At 56.8% G+C, this 13,845-nt stretch carries 13 protein-coding genes; 12 read left to right on the top strand and 1 reads right to left on the bottom strand.

Features of this window, described 5'->3' with window-relative positions; genetic code table 11:
- Nucleotides 1-39 precede the first annotated feature (39 nt).
- Nucleotides 40-1,059, bottom strand: coding sequence for a TRAP transporter substrate-binding protein DctP (gene dctP, locus IT971_RS02370; RefSeq protein ID WP_063093076.1), 1,020 nt, complete (start codon nucleotides 1,057-1,059; stop codon nucleotides 40-42).
- A gap of 237 nt (nucleotides 1,060-1,296) precedes the next feature.
- On the opposite strand from dctP, the gene IT971_RS02365 reads away from it, so the two are divergent.
- From IT971_RS02365 to IT971_RS02310, 12 genes are all read left to right on the top strand, one after another.
- Nucleotides 1,297-2,694 (top strand): PLP-dependent aminotransferase family protein, encoded by a 1,398-nt coding sequence (locus IT971_RS02365; RefSeq protein WP_063093077.1) that lies wholly within the window; start codon nucleotides 1,297-1,299, stop codon nucleotides 2,692-2,694.
- Between the two features lie 153 nt (nucleotides 2,695-2,847).
- Entirely contained in the window at nucleotides 2,848-3,432 is a 585-nt protein-coding gene (locus IT971_RS02360; protein WP_223304984.1) for a TRAP transporter small permease, read from the top strand.
- An 11-nt stretch (nucleotides 3,433-3,443) separates the two neighbouring features.
- Nucleotides 3,444-4,727: a TRAP transporter large permease gene (locus IT971_RS02355; protein ID WP_063093078.1), complete on the top strand. Its 1,284-nt coding sequence runs from the start codon at nucleotides 3,444-3,446 to the stop codon at nucleotides 4,725-4,727.
- A 97-nt stretch (nucleotides 4,728-4,824) separates the two neighbouring features.
- Nucleotides 4,825-5,607, top strand: a complete 783-nt coding sequence (locus tag IT971_RS02350; protein WP_007088943.1) for a hypothetical protein — start codon at nucleotides 4,825-4,827, stop codon at nucleotides 5,605-5,607.
- A gap of 10 nt (nucleotides 5,608-5,617) precedes the next feature.
- The gene (eutB, locus tag IT971_RS02345) at nucleotides 5,618-6,607 is read left to right on the top strand and encodes a hydroxyectoine utilization dehydratase EutB (protein ID WP_063093079.1); all 990 of its coding nucleotides are present in this window, start codon (nucleotides 5,618-5,620) and stop codon (nucleotides 6,605-6,607) included.
- Between the two features lie 5 nt (nucleotides 6,608-6,612).
- Nucleotides 6,613-7,605 (top strand): ectoine utilization protein EutC, encoded by a 993-nt coding sequence (gene eutC, locus IT971_RS02340; RefSeq protein ID WP_063093080.1) that lies wholly within the window; start codon nucleotides 6,613-6,615, stop codon nucleotides 7,603-7,605.
- Nucleotides 7,606-7,664: 59 nt separating this feature from the next.
- Entirely contained in the window at nucleotides 7,665-8,846 is a 1,182-nt protein-coding gene (gene doeA, locus IT971_RS02335; protein ID WP_007088946.1) for an ectoine hydrolase DoeA, read from the top strand.
- Between the two features lie 106 nt (nucleotides 8,847-8,952).
- Entirely contained in the window at nucleotides 8,953-9,957 is a 1,005-nt protein-coding gene (doeB, locus tag IT971_RS02330; protein WP_063093081.1) for a N(2)-acetyl-L-2,4-diaminobutanoate deacetylase DoeB, read from the top strand.
- Nucleotides 9,954-10,445, top strand: a complete 492-nt coding sequence (locus tag IT971_RS02325) for an Lrp/AsnC family transcriptional regulator (RefSeq protein WP_063093082.1) — start codon at nucleotides 9,954-9,956, stop codon at nucleotides 10,443-10,445. Before doeB ends, IT971_RS02325 begins: the two co-directional genes overlap by 4 nt.
- Nucleotides 10,446-10,568: 123 nt before the next feature.
- Entirely contained in the window at nucleotides 10,569-12,020 is a 1,452-nt protein-coding gene (locus IT971_RS02320) for a hypothetical protein (protein WP_063114482.1), read from the top strand.
- Between the two features lie 161 nt (nucleotides 12,021-12,181).
- Entirely contained in the window at nucleotides 12,182-13,579 is a 1,398-nt protein-coding gene (locus tag IT971_RS02315; RefSeq protein ID WP_063093084.1) for an arylsulfotransferase family protein, read from the top strand.
- Nucleotides 13,576-13,845 (top strand): hypothetical protein, encoded by a 270-nt coding sequence (locus tag IT971_RS02310; protein WP_063093085.1) that lies wholly within the window; start codon nucleotides 13,576-13,578, stop codon nucleotides 13,843-13,845. The genes IT971_RS02315 and IT971_RS02310 overlap by 4 nt, the downstream gene beginning before the upstream one ends.

Raw genomic sequence — 13,845 nt, 5'->3', positions numbered from 1 at the left:
GATGTCATCCCGCTAAGGGGAAATTGCGATCAGAGATGATTACATCTCGGTCCCGAATTCCTTGCGGAGCGCTTTCAGCACTTCTTCGGTGTCACCACCGACTTCCTTGACAAGGCTGTCACCAATACCGGCCGACGCCTTTTTGAATGCCGCGCGCTGTTCATCATTCAGACGAATGACTTCGATTTCCGGCTTGGCTTTCTTGATGCGATCAAGTGCCTCGGCATTTGCCTTTTCCTGGGCTTCGTAGATGAAGTCATCAAGTTCCGATTTGACTTCCTTGAGCATATCCTTGCGCTCGTCAGACAGACCTTCATAGAAGGCGGCATTTGATACCACGGTGGTGGTATATTGCTGCTGACCGGCATAGATCAGATAGTCGGTAACTTCATAGAATTTCGCACTTTCGATGAAGAAGATCGGGTTGACCTGCGCATCGATAACGCTGGTCTGAAGACCGGAATAAACTTCACCCCAGGGCAACGCCACCGGATCGGCACCGAAGGACTCATAGCTTTCGATCAGGATCGGCGACGTCATGACACGGAATTTCACCCCGTCAAATTCGGACGGCTGGGTCACCTTTTTCTTGGTGGTCCAGACCATCTCGCCTTCGGGATACATGGTATAAAGCTTAAGACCCTTGGACTCAAAATCCTTCGACAGACCGTCATAGATCGTCGGGCTGCTCGACAGGACTTCCTTGTTCACCTCGTTATCCTGCGACAGCAGGTAGGGAACGCCAAAAACCTGAATTTCCGGAACAAAGGTGCCCAGATGGCCCGGCGACGCGTTCGAGAACTGGACAGCCCCCGCCGTCGTCAGTTCGGTAATATCGTTTTCGGTACCCAACTGGCCATAGGTGTAGACGGTAACCGTCACATCACCGTTGGTTTTTTCCTCGACCAGGCGCTTGAATTCCTGTGCATACAGGTCCTGCACATCTCCCGGGCTTTCTTCATGCGCAAATTTCCATTCTTCGGCTTGGGCGGCTGTCCCGGCAACCGCAAAGATTGCGGCGGCAGACAGGGTCGCCTTGAAGAGCTTGTTCAAACTCATATCGAAGTCTCCCTTATTGTGCCGCGACGACCGGGATCTAACCCTTAATCGGCGGCGATTAGTTGGCACATCAATGTTATGAACGCGCAAAGTGTTGGAATGTTCCTGCATCAGGTCAATGTTAGTTTTGTATCATGACAAAATAACATTGACGTCTACACATTAACCCTCAGGTCATGTTAGGGTTGGAAAACCCCCAAGGGGAGACAAGGGTAGAAAAGGCTGGAAATCAACAGGATGTGGCTGCCAAATATTGACCTGAGCGGCGATACGGGACCGAAATACAAGGCCCTTGTCGAAGCGATCATCACCGATATCGAGGCAGGACGCCTTCGCCATGATGTCCGCATGCCGACCCATCGTGAACTGGCCTATCGGCTGCATGTCAGCGTGCAAACCGTCAGTGCGGCCTATAAGGAAGTCGAACGACAGGGTTATCTGAGGTCGGAACGACGGCGCGGCACATTCGTTCAGGCACGCCTTACAGATCGCGCATCGACCTTTATTCTGGACAATCGCCAGCCCGACCTGATCGACCTGTCGATTGTGCGCACGGCCTATACCGATTTCCACAATGATCTGTCGCGCCAGATTCACAGCAAACTGGCCGAGGAAACCCACCATAACTGGATGGAAAGCTGCCGCCCGGTCGCAGGGTTCGAATACCACCGCGAAATCGGCAGCAAATGGCTGGCATCGATGGGAATTTCGGCCGAGCTTCCCAACATCCTGATCACCAATGGCGCGGCACAGGGGGTCTTTACCGCCCTTGCCACAGTGGTTCAGCCCGACGATGTCGTGCTGACCGAAAGCCTGACCGATCATGGTGTCATTGGCACCGCCAGCATCCTTCGCTTCAAGCTGGGCGCATTGCCAACCGATGACGAAGGCATTCTGCCCGACGCGTTTGAACGTGAATGCCGTGCGCGCCACATCCGCGCCCTTGTCGTCACGCCGATCTACACCAACCCGACCAACTGCCTGATGGGGCTGGAACGGCGCAAACGAATCGCCGAGATCGCCGAACATTACGGCGTTTACGTCATCGAAGACGATGTGTATCGCCCGCTTCTGGAACAGAACCTGCCCCCGATCACAAGTTTCCTGCCGCGGCTGGGCTTCCATGTTTCCAGCCTGACCAAGATCGTCATGCCGGGGCTTCGCACCGGTTTTCTGGTCGTGCCACAGCATCTGTCGATCCGTGCCAGCAGCGTTTTGCGAGTCACCGGCTGGATGGGCACCCCCCTGATGGCCGAGATCGGCGCACGCTGGATCACCGATGGCACCGTTGATCAGGCGGTGACGGTCCAACGCGCCCTGATGCGTGAAAGACAGGCCCTTGTTGCCGAAATACTGGGGGATGCCGTGGTCCGCCATCACCCCACATCGCTAAGCGCCTGGGTGCGCATTCCGCATCACTGGCAGGAAGAATGGTTCGCATCAGAACTGAGGAAAAACGGCGTTGCCGTGACGATTTCCGACCCGTTCATGACGGTCAAGGTCCCCCGCCCGAATGCCATCCGGATTTGTGTCGGCGGGGCGGTGGATACCCCGTCCCTGCATCACGGGCTGATGCAGATCCGCCATACGATGGAACAGATGCCGGGTGTCCATGCCTTCGACGTTATGTATTGATTTTTGTGTCATGACAAAAATCTGATTGAACCGTCACAAACCGTTTTTATTCTGACGGTCTGGCGCGAAGCGAACAGGAAACGTGTGGGAGGGAACCAATAACCACACACAACGTTCAGCAAGAATGTCTCGCACGCGCATCATGGAGGTCGTATGTCAGATTCTAACGGGGAGGCTCCCTCGCCACAAGGCGGGGTGCTATCGGTGCTGAAACGGCTTGATGACGGTTTATCCGTTGTCGAGCGTCAGTTGCTGGGGTGGAGCATCGTGATCATGGCCGTCAATACGGTCGCCAATGTGATCATGCGGCTGGGTTTCAGTTCGAGCATCTTCTTTTCCGAAGAGCTCAATCAATTTCTGATCATTCTTGTCACGTTTGTCGGCATCAGCGAGGCCGCCCGCATGGGTCGCCACATTCGCATGTCGGCCTTTACCGATATGCTGGGCCCGCAGGCCAGCAAGATCATGATGATAATCATCACGCTGGGTACAGCTGCCCTTCTGTTTCTTCTGGCATGGTACTCCGTCGGCTATGTTTCATCCCTGATCCAGTCGAACCGCCTGACACCGGCCCTTCGCATCCCCTATTATTTCACCGTCCTCATCGTACCCTTTGGCCTGACGGTCACGGGAATCCAGTTCGTACTTGCCGCGGCAACGAATATCTTCAGACCAGGGACGCATCTGTCCTACCGGGTGGAAGATACGTTTTCCGACGCTGACGATCATCATCTGTAAGGGGACGGAAAATGGATCTTGGAACCACAATTCTGATTGTGATGCTCGTCCTTCTGGTGCTGGGCTTCCCGATGATGGTGCCGCTGACCATGGCCAGCGTCGTCGCCTTTACCTTTTACATGCCGATTGATCCCAAAATTCTGATCCAGCAAATGGTGACAGGGATTTCACCGGTCGCGCTGATTGCCGTGCCGATGTTCATCTTTGCCGCCGATATCGTGACAAAGGGGCATACGGCCAACCGGCTTATCGACCTTGCCATGACCTTTGTCGGCCATGTGCGCGGCGGCCTTGCGGTCACCACCGCCCTTGGCTGCACGATGTTTGGGGCCGTGTCGGGTTCGACACAGGCAACCGTGGTCGCGATGGGTGGCCCGCTGCGCCCGAAAATGCTGAAAGCCGGTTACAAAGACAGCTTTGCCATGGCCCTGATCATCAATGCCAGCGACATCGCGTTTCTGATCCCGCCTTCCATCGGCATGATCGTGTTTGGCGTGGTCGGCAAGGTATCCATCGGTGAATTGTTCCTGGCTGGTATCGGCCCAGGCATCCTGATCCTGCTGATGTTTTCGGCTTATTGCATTTACTACGCGAAAAAGAACAACATCCCGACCATCCCGCGCATGGGCTGGGCCGAACGTGGCAAGGCCGTCATCAATGCCGGTCCGGCCATCATGTTCCCGGTTCTGATTGTTGGTGGCATTTATCTCGGCTGGGTCAGCCCGACCGAAGTCGCAGCCGTTTCCGTGGTCTATGCCATCATTCTTGAAGTCATGATCTTCAAGTCGGTGAAATGGTCCGAACTTCTGGAAATTGCCCGTTCGACCGGCCTGATTACCGCTGTGGTCTTCATCCTTGTCGGCGCGGGGACAACATTCTCGTTCGTGATTTCCTTTGCCCAGATCCCGCAGCACGTGATCGGTGCATTGGGCCTTGAAGGTGCAAACAGCTATCTGATCCTGGCGGCAATCTGCATCGCGTTCTTTATCGGTTGCATGTTTGTTGATCCGATTGTTGTCATTCTGGTTCTGACACCGATCTTCATGCCGCTGGTGCGTGATGCCGGACTTGACCCGGTTCTGGTTGGCACGCTGGTGACGCTTCAGGTCGCCATCGGGTCGGCAACGCCCCCGTTCGGGTGCGATATTTTCACCGCCATCGCGATCTTCAGGCGACCTTATTACGAGGTCATCCGGGGCACGCCGCCCTTTATCTTCATGCTTCTGCTGGCAGCCGTGATTCTGGTCCTTGTTCCGCAGATCGCATTGTTCCTGCCGACCATGGCATTCCGTTAATCGGCAGGGCTCCGGGATCGTCCCGGAAAAGACGAACCACAATATCAAACCGGGGTGCGGGCATTCATTGCCCCGCCCCATCAAGGAGTTCAGGACGATGTCCGTTGCCCCCGCGGTCACGCCAGAGCCGGTAGACCTGTCCTATTTGCCCGATCCGGTTGCCCCGGCCGGGCGGATCGGATTGATCACGCTCGCCACCGATTTCAACGGCGAGGATGACCTGCGCCGGATCATTCCCCATGATGTTGGCCTGTTCACCACCCGCATTGAAAATGCCAATCCCATCACGGTCGACACCCTGCGCAGCATGGCCGACGATCTGCCACGTGCCGCCCGCACCCTGTTGCCGGGATATGGTGTCGATGTCGCCATTTTCGGCTGCACATCGGGGACGGCGGTGAATGGATCGGACCGGATCGAAGCCCTGATCAATATGGGCATGCCCGGTACGGCGGTGACCAATCCGTTGCTGGCGGCCGATGTCGCATTGCGAACAATCGGTGCGCAAAAAATCGCCGTGGTCGCCCCCTATGTTCTTGATGTCACCCGTTCCGTTGCCGAACAGCTGATCGTGCGCGGTTTCGATGTGACCCGGCTGCTGGGTTTCGGGCTTGAAAACGATATTGATATGACGGCAATCCCGCCCGATGCCCTGCTGGCTGCAGCATTACAGGCCAACAGCCCGGACGCAGATGCCGTGTTCATTTCCTGCACGGCCATCCGCTCGGCCGAGATTGCCGAACGTGCGGAAAAGCTTCTGGGTAAGCCGGTGATTACCAGCAATCAGGCCATGATCTGGCACGCCCTGAATCTGATGAAATACGACAAACCGGTCACAGGGTTCGGAACCCTGTTTGACCACGCCCCACACAAATCGTAACGAGGTCGCCATGAAAGAACCCATCACACTTGGTGATGTGCTTTCTGCCCGCAAGACCATCGCGGGCCACGTGATCCATACACCACTGCGTCCGTCTGCCAGCCTGTCTGAGCAGATCGGATCGCCCGTGTGGCTGAAATGCGAACACCAGCAATATACCGGCAGCTTCAAGCTGCGCGGGGCGGCGAATGCCGTTCTGAAACTGTCGCCCGAACAGAAGGAAAAGGGCGTTGTCGGCGTATCGACCGGCAATTATGGCCGCGCTCTTGCCAATGCGGCGCGCAATGCCGGGGTTCGCGCCGTGATCTGCATGTCCGAACTGGTCCCGAAAAACAAGGTCGAAGGCATCCGCGCCCAAGGTGCCGAAATATGCATTTCCGGCACCTCGCAGGACGAGGCCCAAAAGGAAGTGGATCGTCTGGTTGCGGAAAATGGCATGACCATGCTGCCCCCCTTTGATCATGCCGATATCATCGCCGGGCAGGGAACCCTTGGCCTTGAAGTTCTGGAACAGCTTCCCGAAACCGATACGCTTCTGGTGCCCTTGTCCGGTGGCGGGCTTCTGGCCGGTGTGGCACTGGCCGCAAAATCAATCAATCCGGCGATCCGGGTTGTCGGCATTTCGATGGAACGCGGCTGTGCGATGATCACAAGCCTGCAGGAAGGCAAACCGACCGCGGTCAAAGAACTGCCGACACTGGCCGACAGCCTTGGCGGCGGCATCGGGCAAAACAACCAGTATACATTCGATATGTGTGCAGATCTGACCGATGACTTTGTTCTGGTGAATGAAACCCAGATCGCGGACGGCATCCGCGCCGCCTATCACGATGACCAGCAGGTCATCGAAGGGGCCGCTGCCGTTGGCATCGCGGCCCTTCGCGCCGGATTGATCGACAATCCCGGCACCACGGTGGTTCTGTCCACCGGCTGCAACATCGACATGGATTTGCATAAACGTATTGTCGGCGGCGAAGACGTCGACCTGATGGCGGAGTAACCGATATGCCCAACATCAGAATTCTGACCGAAACCGACCTTCGCAACGTGATCACCCTTGATAGCGATGCGATTGCCTGTATCGAAAATGCCTTTCTGGCACTGGCGACCAAGGATGTACGGATGCCGCCGATCCTTCGGCTTGATATCGACGACCACAATGGCGAGGTCGATGTCAAAACCGCCTATGTGCCGGGGCTCGACAGTTTCGCCATCAAAATCAGCCCCGGCTTCTTTGACAATCCCAAACTTGGCCTGCCGTCGGTCAACGGGTTGATGAACCTGTTTTCAGCCAAAACCGGCCTGCTCGAAGCCGTGATGCTCGATAACGGTTATCTGACCGATATCCGCACCGCTGCCGCCGGGGGCGTTGCCGCCAAACATCTGGCGCGCAAGGATGCAAAACATGCCGCGATCTTCGGGGCCGGTGTGCAGGCGAAATTGCAGCTCAAGGCGCTTAAACTGGTGCGTGGCATCACATCGGCCACCATCTGGGCACGCGATATGGCCAAGGCCGAAATCTGTGCCGCCGCCTGCGCCAGCGAGCTTGGCCTGTCCGTAACCGCAACGCCCGATGGCCGGGCGGCGGCACAGGATGCCGACATTATTGTCACCACCACTCCCGCACGTGAACCCGTCCTTTTATCGGACTGGGTCAAACCCGGCACCCATATCACCGCCATGGGGTCGGATGCAGAACATAAAAATGAAATCGACCCGGCATTGATCGGCCGGGCAGACCTTTATGTGTGCGACAGCCTTTCGCAATGCCGGATTCTGGGTGAATTGCATCACGCCATTGAGACCGGGATCATCAAGGCCGACCACACATTTTCAGAACTGGGTCAGGTTATTGCCGGATCGGCGTCGGGACGAAGCTCCGACGATGCGATCACGGTTGCCGATCTGACCGGTACGGGTGTTCAGGACACCGCAATCGCCACCCTCGCCCGGGCGCGCTGCGATGCAGTCAAGGCCGGGACCGAGATCACGTCGTAATAACAAAAGGAAACAGGGTCAGGAAAAACTGAAACCCCGCCTTTTTTTGGAGGCCTGCAATGAGCCAGGTTGAATTGAATTTCACGCGCGAGGAATATGCCGAGCGTCTGGAAAAAACAAAAAAAGCCATGGTGGAAAAGGGGCTCGATCTTCTGATCGTGACCGACCCATCAAACATGGCCTGGCTGACCGGCTATGACGGCTGGTCGTTTTATGTTCACCAATGCGTGCTTGTCCCGATAGAGGACGACCCGATCTGGTTCGGGCGATCACAGGATGCAAACGGGGCAAAGCGCACGGTCTATATGACCCATGACCGCATCATCCCCTATGCCGATTACTATGTGCAATCGACCACCCATCACCCGATGGATTACCTGTCCGAGGTGATCGAACATCGCGGCTGGGGCACGCGCAATATCGGTGTTGAAATGGATAACTACTATTTCTCCGCCAGATGTTACGCCCAATTGCAGGCCCATCTGCCCAATGCAAAGTTCCATGATGCCACGGCACTGGTGAACTGGCAGCGTGCCGTAAAGTCCGAGACCGAGATTTTCTATATGCGCCAGGCGGCCCGCATCGTCGAAAACATGCATGAACGCATTTTCGAAGTCGTCGAACCGGGCATGAAGAAAAACGAACTGGTCGCCGAAATCTATCGTTCCGGGATTGTCGGCATTGACGGGATCGGCGGGGATTACCCGGCGATTGTGCCGCTGCTGCCGTCGGGTGCCGATGCCGGTGCGCCGCATCTGACCTGGGATGACAAACCGATACCGGGCGATGCCGGAACATTTTTCGAGATTGCCGGTTGCTATAAACGCTATCATGCGCCGCTGTCGCGCACGGTCTATCTGGGCCAACCTGAACAGCGTTTCCTTGATGCCGAAAGTGCCCTGATCGAAGGCCTTCAGGCCGGGCTCGAAGCCGCCAAACCCGGCAATGTCTGCGAAGACATCGCCAATGCCTTCTTTGGCGTCTTGCAAAAATACGGCATCCACAAAGACAGCCGGTGTGGCTATCCCATCGGGCTTTCCTACCCGCCAGACTGGGGCGAACGCACCATGAGCCTGCGCCCCGGTGACCGCACAGTCCTTGAACCCGGCATGACATTCCATTTCATGCCCGGTCTCTGGTTTGATGACTGGGGGATCGAGATCACCGAAAGCATGATGATCACGGAAACCGGCAGCAAAACGCTGACCAGTTATCCAAGGCAGTTATTCGTCAAAAACTGACGCAAACAACGCCGATCAAAATCGCATCGCAGATAAAATGCCGGTGCAAGACTGCCACGCAGGATACCGACGGTCGCGGTATCCTGCATTATGCAAGGAAACGGCCATGACAAAGAAATCCCCGATTACGCCAACCATCCCGTTTGATCAGGATGGCGTTCATCACGGCTTTTTAAAACTGCCCTATTCGCGTGACGATTCCGCGTGGGGGGCTGTGATGATCCCGATTACGGTCATTCGCAACGGCGATGGACCGACCGCCCTTCTGACCGGCGGCAATCACGGTGACGAATACGAAGGACTGGTATCGCTGTTCAAACTGGCCGGCAAACTCTCGCCCGCCGAAATCCATGGGCGCGTCATCATCCTGCCCGCCATGAACTTCCCGGCATTCCTCAATGCATCGCGGACATCGCCGATTGACAAGGGCAACCTTAACCGCAGCTTCCCCGGCAAGGCCGACGGCACGGTGACACAGAAAATCGCCGATTACGTTCTGCGCCATCTGGTGCCCGAAGCCGACATCGTCCTTGATCTGCATTCCGGCGGCAAGACGCTGGACTTCATTCCCTTTGCTGCCGTCCACGTCCTTGAAGACAAGGAACAGGAAGCCCGCTGCATTGCCGCCATGAAGGCCTTTGCTGCCCCCTATTCGATGATGATGCTCGAACTTGATTCGGTCGGCATGTTTGACACCGTGGTCGAGGAAGCCGGCAAAACATTCGTCACCACCGAACTGGGCGGCGGCGGCTCGACCACCGCCGAACGGGTGGCGATTGCGGATCGCGGGGTGCGCAACCTTCTGATCCATGCCGGTATTCTGACCGGTGAACCGGACGTCCCCGACGAGGGCAGCGTCATGCTTGATATGCCGGACGGCAATTGCTTTGTCGCGTCGGTTTCAGGCGGCCTGTTTGAACCCTGCGTCGATCTGGGTGAAACGGTGCTGCGCGGTGATCTGATTGCGCGCGTTTACGATGCCAACCGGACCGGCGGGGTGCCAACCGAATACAAGGCACCGCGCGACGGCATCGTCGCCTGTCGCCATTTCCCCGGCCTGATCAAGACCGGGGATTGTCTTGCTGTCATTGCCGAGGTGGTCGGGAAATGATCAGGCTGGATGATCAGGATCTGAAAATCCTGCTCACGCTGCAACGCGAGGGGCGCATCACCAAGGTCAAACTGGCCGAGGCGGTGAACCTCTCGCCAAGCCCGTGCTGGGAACGGCTCAAACGCCTCGAAGACCTTGGCGTGATTTCGGGCTATCACGCCCATATCAATCTGGAAATGCTGGTCAAGCCGACCCTTGTGATGACCGAGGTGACATTGCGCCATCACCAGCACGAGGATTTCGCGATTTTCGAAAAGGCGGTTCAGGATATCCCGGAAATCGTCGAATGCTACGCGCTTGGCGGCGGGGTGGATTACATGCTCAAGGTGCTCTGCCGCGATGTCGATGCCTATCAGCGTCTGATCGACGGGCTTCTGATCGCGGGGATCGGCATTGACCGTTATTTCACCTATATCGTCACCAAAAAGGTCAAGGTAACACCGGTCCCGCCGATTGACGCCCTTCTCGATTCCGGGGGACGAAAATAACACCTAACACCCAATACCCAACATTGACGGGCGAAACACCCTGTCCCCTGAATTTAAACGCTTCCCAACCTGCCAAACTTGTGGCGAAATCGGTTTTATCAGATGGCCTATGGGGGATGGGTGATGAAACCGGGCGTTACGATGATCAGGACCATGACCGTCGGCATTTTGGCTATCGGCCTTGCCGCCTGCCAGACGGTCACCCCATCCCCATCCGCCCCGGCCCCCTCGCCCGTCCCGTCGCAAACACCCCTTGCCCCGGCCAATGTTTCCGATCCCGGCAGCATCGCCTTTCGGATCAACCCGTCGGGCAACGGGGCCTATTACGGCTGGCAGATGCAGATCGTAAAGGCGGCGCGCAACAAGGGGTTCAAGCCCTTCACCACCGAACAGCTTTCCGCCGGACAGATGAAGGAATACACCCTGTGGCCCGACAGCTATCAGGTCAGGGTCTATCGACTGGGTGAACTGAAATCGGAAAGCTGGGTCGATGTGCTCCCCGGCGAAGTGACGGTGGTTTATGCCGATTACGGTCTGTTTTCCGAAGACGTCAAAATCAGCCGCGAACCCGACCCTGCCCGGATTGATCCGAATATCGACACCACGATATGGCGCATACCGATCAGCATCACCTATGGCCCGGAAACCCTTTTTACCGATAACGGATACCAGGCGGAATATACCGGCCCGCAAAATAACGGCAATCCGGTCGGCACCGGCACGGTCGAAATCACCCGCAACGGGCAGCCCTTTGCCGAAATCGACAATGCCGACATTACCGGCGAAAAAATCACTGGCGACATCGAATATGCCGATGGCCGCGTGGTGGACGGCGACTATCTAAGCGACAGCCGCCAGATCGAACCGGGCAGCACGACAAAATGGCCCGATGGCACAAGCTTTACCGGCACCTATCGCGTGTTTGACCCGCTTGAAGGTGAATTGCGCATGGCGGACGGCAATGTCTGGCAGGGGCCGGTGCGCGAACGCAAGCCTTCTGGTCAGGGGCGCCTGACCTGGTGGGAAGGCGGCTGGATGGAACTGCCCGAAGGATTGGCATTCCCAAACCAGACCGGCGAATTCGTCTGTGGCGGTGAAACGGTCGCGGTCGGCGAATGCTATTATTATGGCGGCAAAAAGCTTTCGGGGCCGGATGAACTGGCCGCCCTGATCGAACGTGATCGCCAACTTGCCGCAAAAGCCGCCGAAGCCGCCGCACAAAAAGCCGCAACCGAAGCCACCCAACAGCAGGTCGCAGCCCAAGGCGGCTGCCGCAATGCCAGCGGCACATTCCGTGACAATACCGGCAATTCCACCCTTCAACTCGACTCCCCCGGACAGGGGAGTGGTAATTTCATCACGTACACCTATGGCAGTGCCCAGAAATACCGGTTCGAGATCGGTTTCACCTATGTCACCACGCCCGACAGCATTTCGGTCACCTATGGCAACGGCACCTATAGCGATGCGGCAACCGGGCAGGTCCTGCAACGCATGAGTGTGCCATCAGGCACCGTACCATGCCGTTTTGACGGTAATCTTCTGGTCATGGACGGGGTCGAATACCGGCAGTAATCAAACGAACAAACCGCCCGAAAACATCCCTACCTGCAATTAAACTCTTGGGCGAAACAAAGGCGAAAAGCGGCCAAACCGCCCCAATCCCCTTGATATTGGCCGCAAATTTGCCCACAGGCACACGTAACATTTTTGTCAGATGACAAGGAGATTGTTGCGTGCCTGCACCTGAAAAAACCAGTGAATCTGCGGAAAACAACCGCGGCGATAAAATCTTTTTTGCTGCTTTCATGACCGGCATCGCCGCCATCAGCTTTGGCATCGGTGCGTTTGTCATCCTGGCCGAAGTCCCGCCCTATCAGTCGATGAAAAATGCCTGGCGCGCGGGCACGGCATTATGGGAACAGCGCACCAAATACAGCAGCGTCGAACGGCTTGATTTCTGGGCACCAGCACGGACCGAAGAAACCGGTGTGACGATCAATAAAACGGACAAGACCCAGAAAGGCCTGACCCTGTATTCGTCGGGTGACGGGCCGCATGCGGTGCTGATCGATATGGATGGCAACATCGTCCATGAATGGCGCATGCCGTTTAGCGAAATCCACGATGAAACATCGCCGATCCCCAACCCGCAAAAAGACGATTTCATGCATTGGCACACGGCCAAAATGGCACCGGATGGTGACCTGATCGTGCAATATACCGCGGCGGGCGATACGCCCTATGGCTATGGCATGGCCAAGATCGACCGCAATTCCAAACCGGTCTGGAAATATCTGGGGACCGCGCATCACGATTTTTCGATTGCGCCCGATGGCCGGATTTATGCCCTGACACAGGAATTCCGCTTTAACACATATGCCAACCGCAAACAGCTGACCCCGCCGCGACTTGATGATTTCGCGGTGATCCTGTCACCCGAAGGCAAGGAAATCAAACGTGTCTCGATCCTTGATGCGCTGATCAATTCAAGCTTTGCCAACATGGTCGATTTCACGCCCTATTTCTCGAACGAGGACGTGCTGCACACCAACACCATCCAGTTGATTACCGAAGAAACCGCGCAAAACTTTGCTCAGGGCAAGGCGGGCGATGTTGTTCTGTCCTTCCGCGACCTTGGCATCATTGCCGTGCTTGATATGGATGCGGAAAAAATCGTCTGGGCCACACGCGGCCCGTGGCTGGGCCAACATGACCCGGATGTCCTGCCCAATGGCGATATCCTGCTGTTTGACAATCAGGGCCAGCTTGCCGATCCGGAAGCCGGACAATCGCGCATCCTGCAAATCGATCCCGAAACCAACGGCATCACCTGGGAATACAAGGGCACAGCCGAACAGAAATTCGACAGCAACATCCGCGCTGATCAGCAACGCCTTGCCAATGGCAATACCCTGATTACCGAATCAAGCGGCGGACGACTGCTCGAAGTCACCCCGGAGGGCGAGATCGTCTGGGAATACCACAATCCGATCCGCCGCGATGATCCCGATAACCCCGGCCAAAAACTGATCCCCGTTGTGTCGCAGGCCGAGCGCATCAGCGACGAACGCGCGGCCCTTTATCGCGACACCGACTTCACCCCGACCTCCACGAATGGAGACATCCAATGAAACAGAACATGAAACTGCTTTCCATCGGCACCGCGACCCTTGCGGCTACCACCCTTCTGACCGCCCTGCCCGCACAGGCCTATGTCGGGCCGGGTGCCGGGCTTAGCTTGCTGTCGGCCTTGTGGGCCGTTCTGGCCGCCGTGTTTGTCGCGGTCGGCTTTGTCCTGCTGTGGCCGATCCGCAAGATGATGCGCAACCGCAAACGTGCGCAGCAAAACACCGCCAGCACCACGCATTCGGCACCATCCGAACAGCCAAAAGTCTAA

The sequence above is a fragment of the Thalassospira sp. B30-1 genome (assembly GCF_015767575.1).
Classification (GTDB): Bacteria; Pseudomonadota; Alphaproteobacteria; order Rhodospirillales; family Thalassospiraceae; genus Thalassospira; species Thalassospira xiamenensis.
The sequence above is the reverse complement of the archived record's forward strand: the minus strand, read 5'-3'. Positions and strand labels throughout refer to the sequence as shown.

Coding starts and splice junctions, on each gene's coding strand:
- dctP (WP_063093076.1), bottom strand. CDS start 1,059: ATGAGTTTGAACAAGCTCTTCAAGGCGACCCTGTCTGCCGCCGCAATC.
- IT971_RS02365 (WP_063093077.1), top strand. CDS start 1,297: ATGTGGCTGCCAAATATTGACCTGAGCGGCGATACGGGACCGAAATAC.
- IT971_RS02360 (WP_223304984.1), top strand. CDS start 2,848: ATGTCAGATTCTAACGGGGAGGCTCCCTCGCCACAAGGCGGGGTGCTA.
- IT971_RS02355 (WP_063093078.1), top strand. CDS start 3,444: ATGGATCTTGGAACCACAATTCTGATTGTGATGCTCGTCCTTCTGGTG.
- IT971_RS02350 (WP_007088943.1), top strand. CDS start 4,825: ATGTCCGTTGCCCCCGCGGTCACGCCAGAGCCGGTAGACCTGTCCTAT.
- eutB (WP_063093079.1), top strand. CDS start 5,618: ATGAAAGAACCCATCACACTTGGTGATGTGCTTTCTGCCCGCAAGACC.
- eutC (WP_063093080.1), top strand. CDS start 6,613: ATGCCCAACATCAGAATTCTGACCGAAACCGACCTTCGCAACGTGATC.
- doeA (WP_007088946.1), top strand. CDS start 7,665: ATGAGCCAGGTTGAATTGAATTTCACGCGCGAGGAATATGCCGAGCGT.
- doeB (WP_063093081.1), top strand. CDS start 8,953: ATGACAAAGAAATCCCCGATTACGCCAACCATCCCGTTTGATCAGGAT.
- IT971_RS02325 (WP_063093082.1), top strand. CDS start 9,954: ATGATCAGGCTGGATGATCAGGATCTGAAAATCCTGCTCACGCTGCAA.
- IT971_RS02320 (WP_063114482.1), top strand. CDS start 10,569: ATGAAACCGGGCGTTACGATGATCAGGACCATGACCGTCGGCATTTTG.
- IT971_RS02310 (WP_063093085.1), top strand. CDS start 13,576: ATGAAACAGAACATGAAACTGCTTTCCATCGGCACCGCGACCCTTGCG.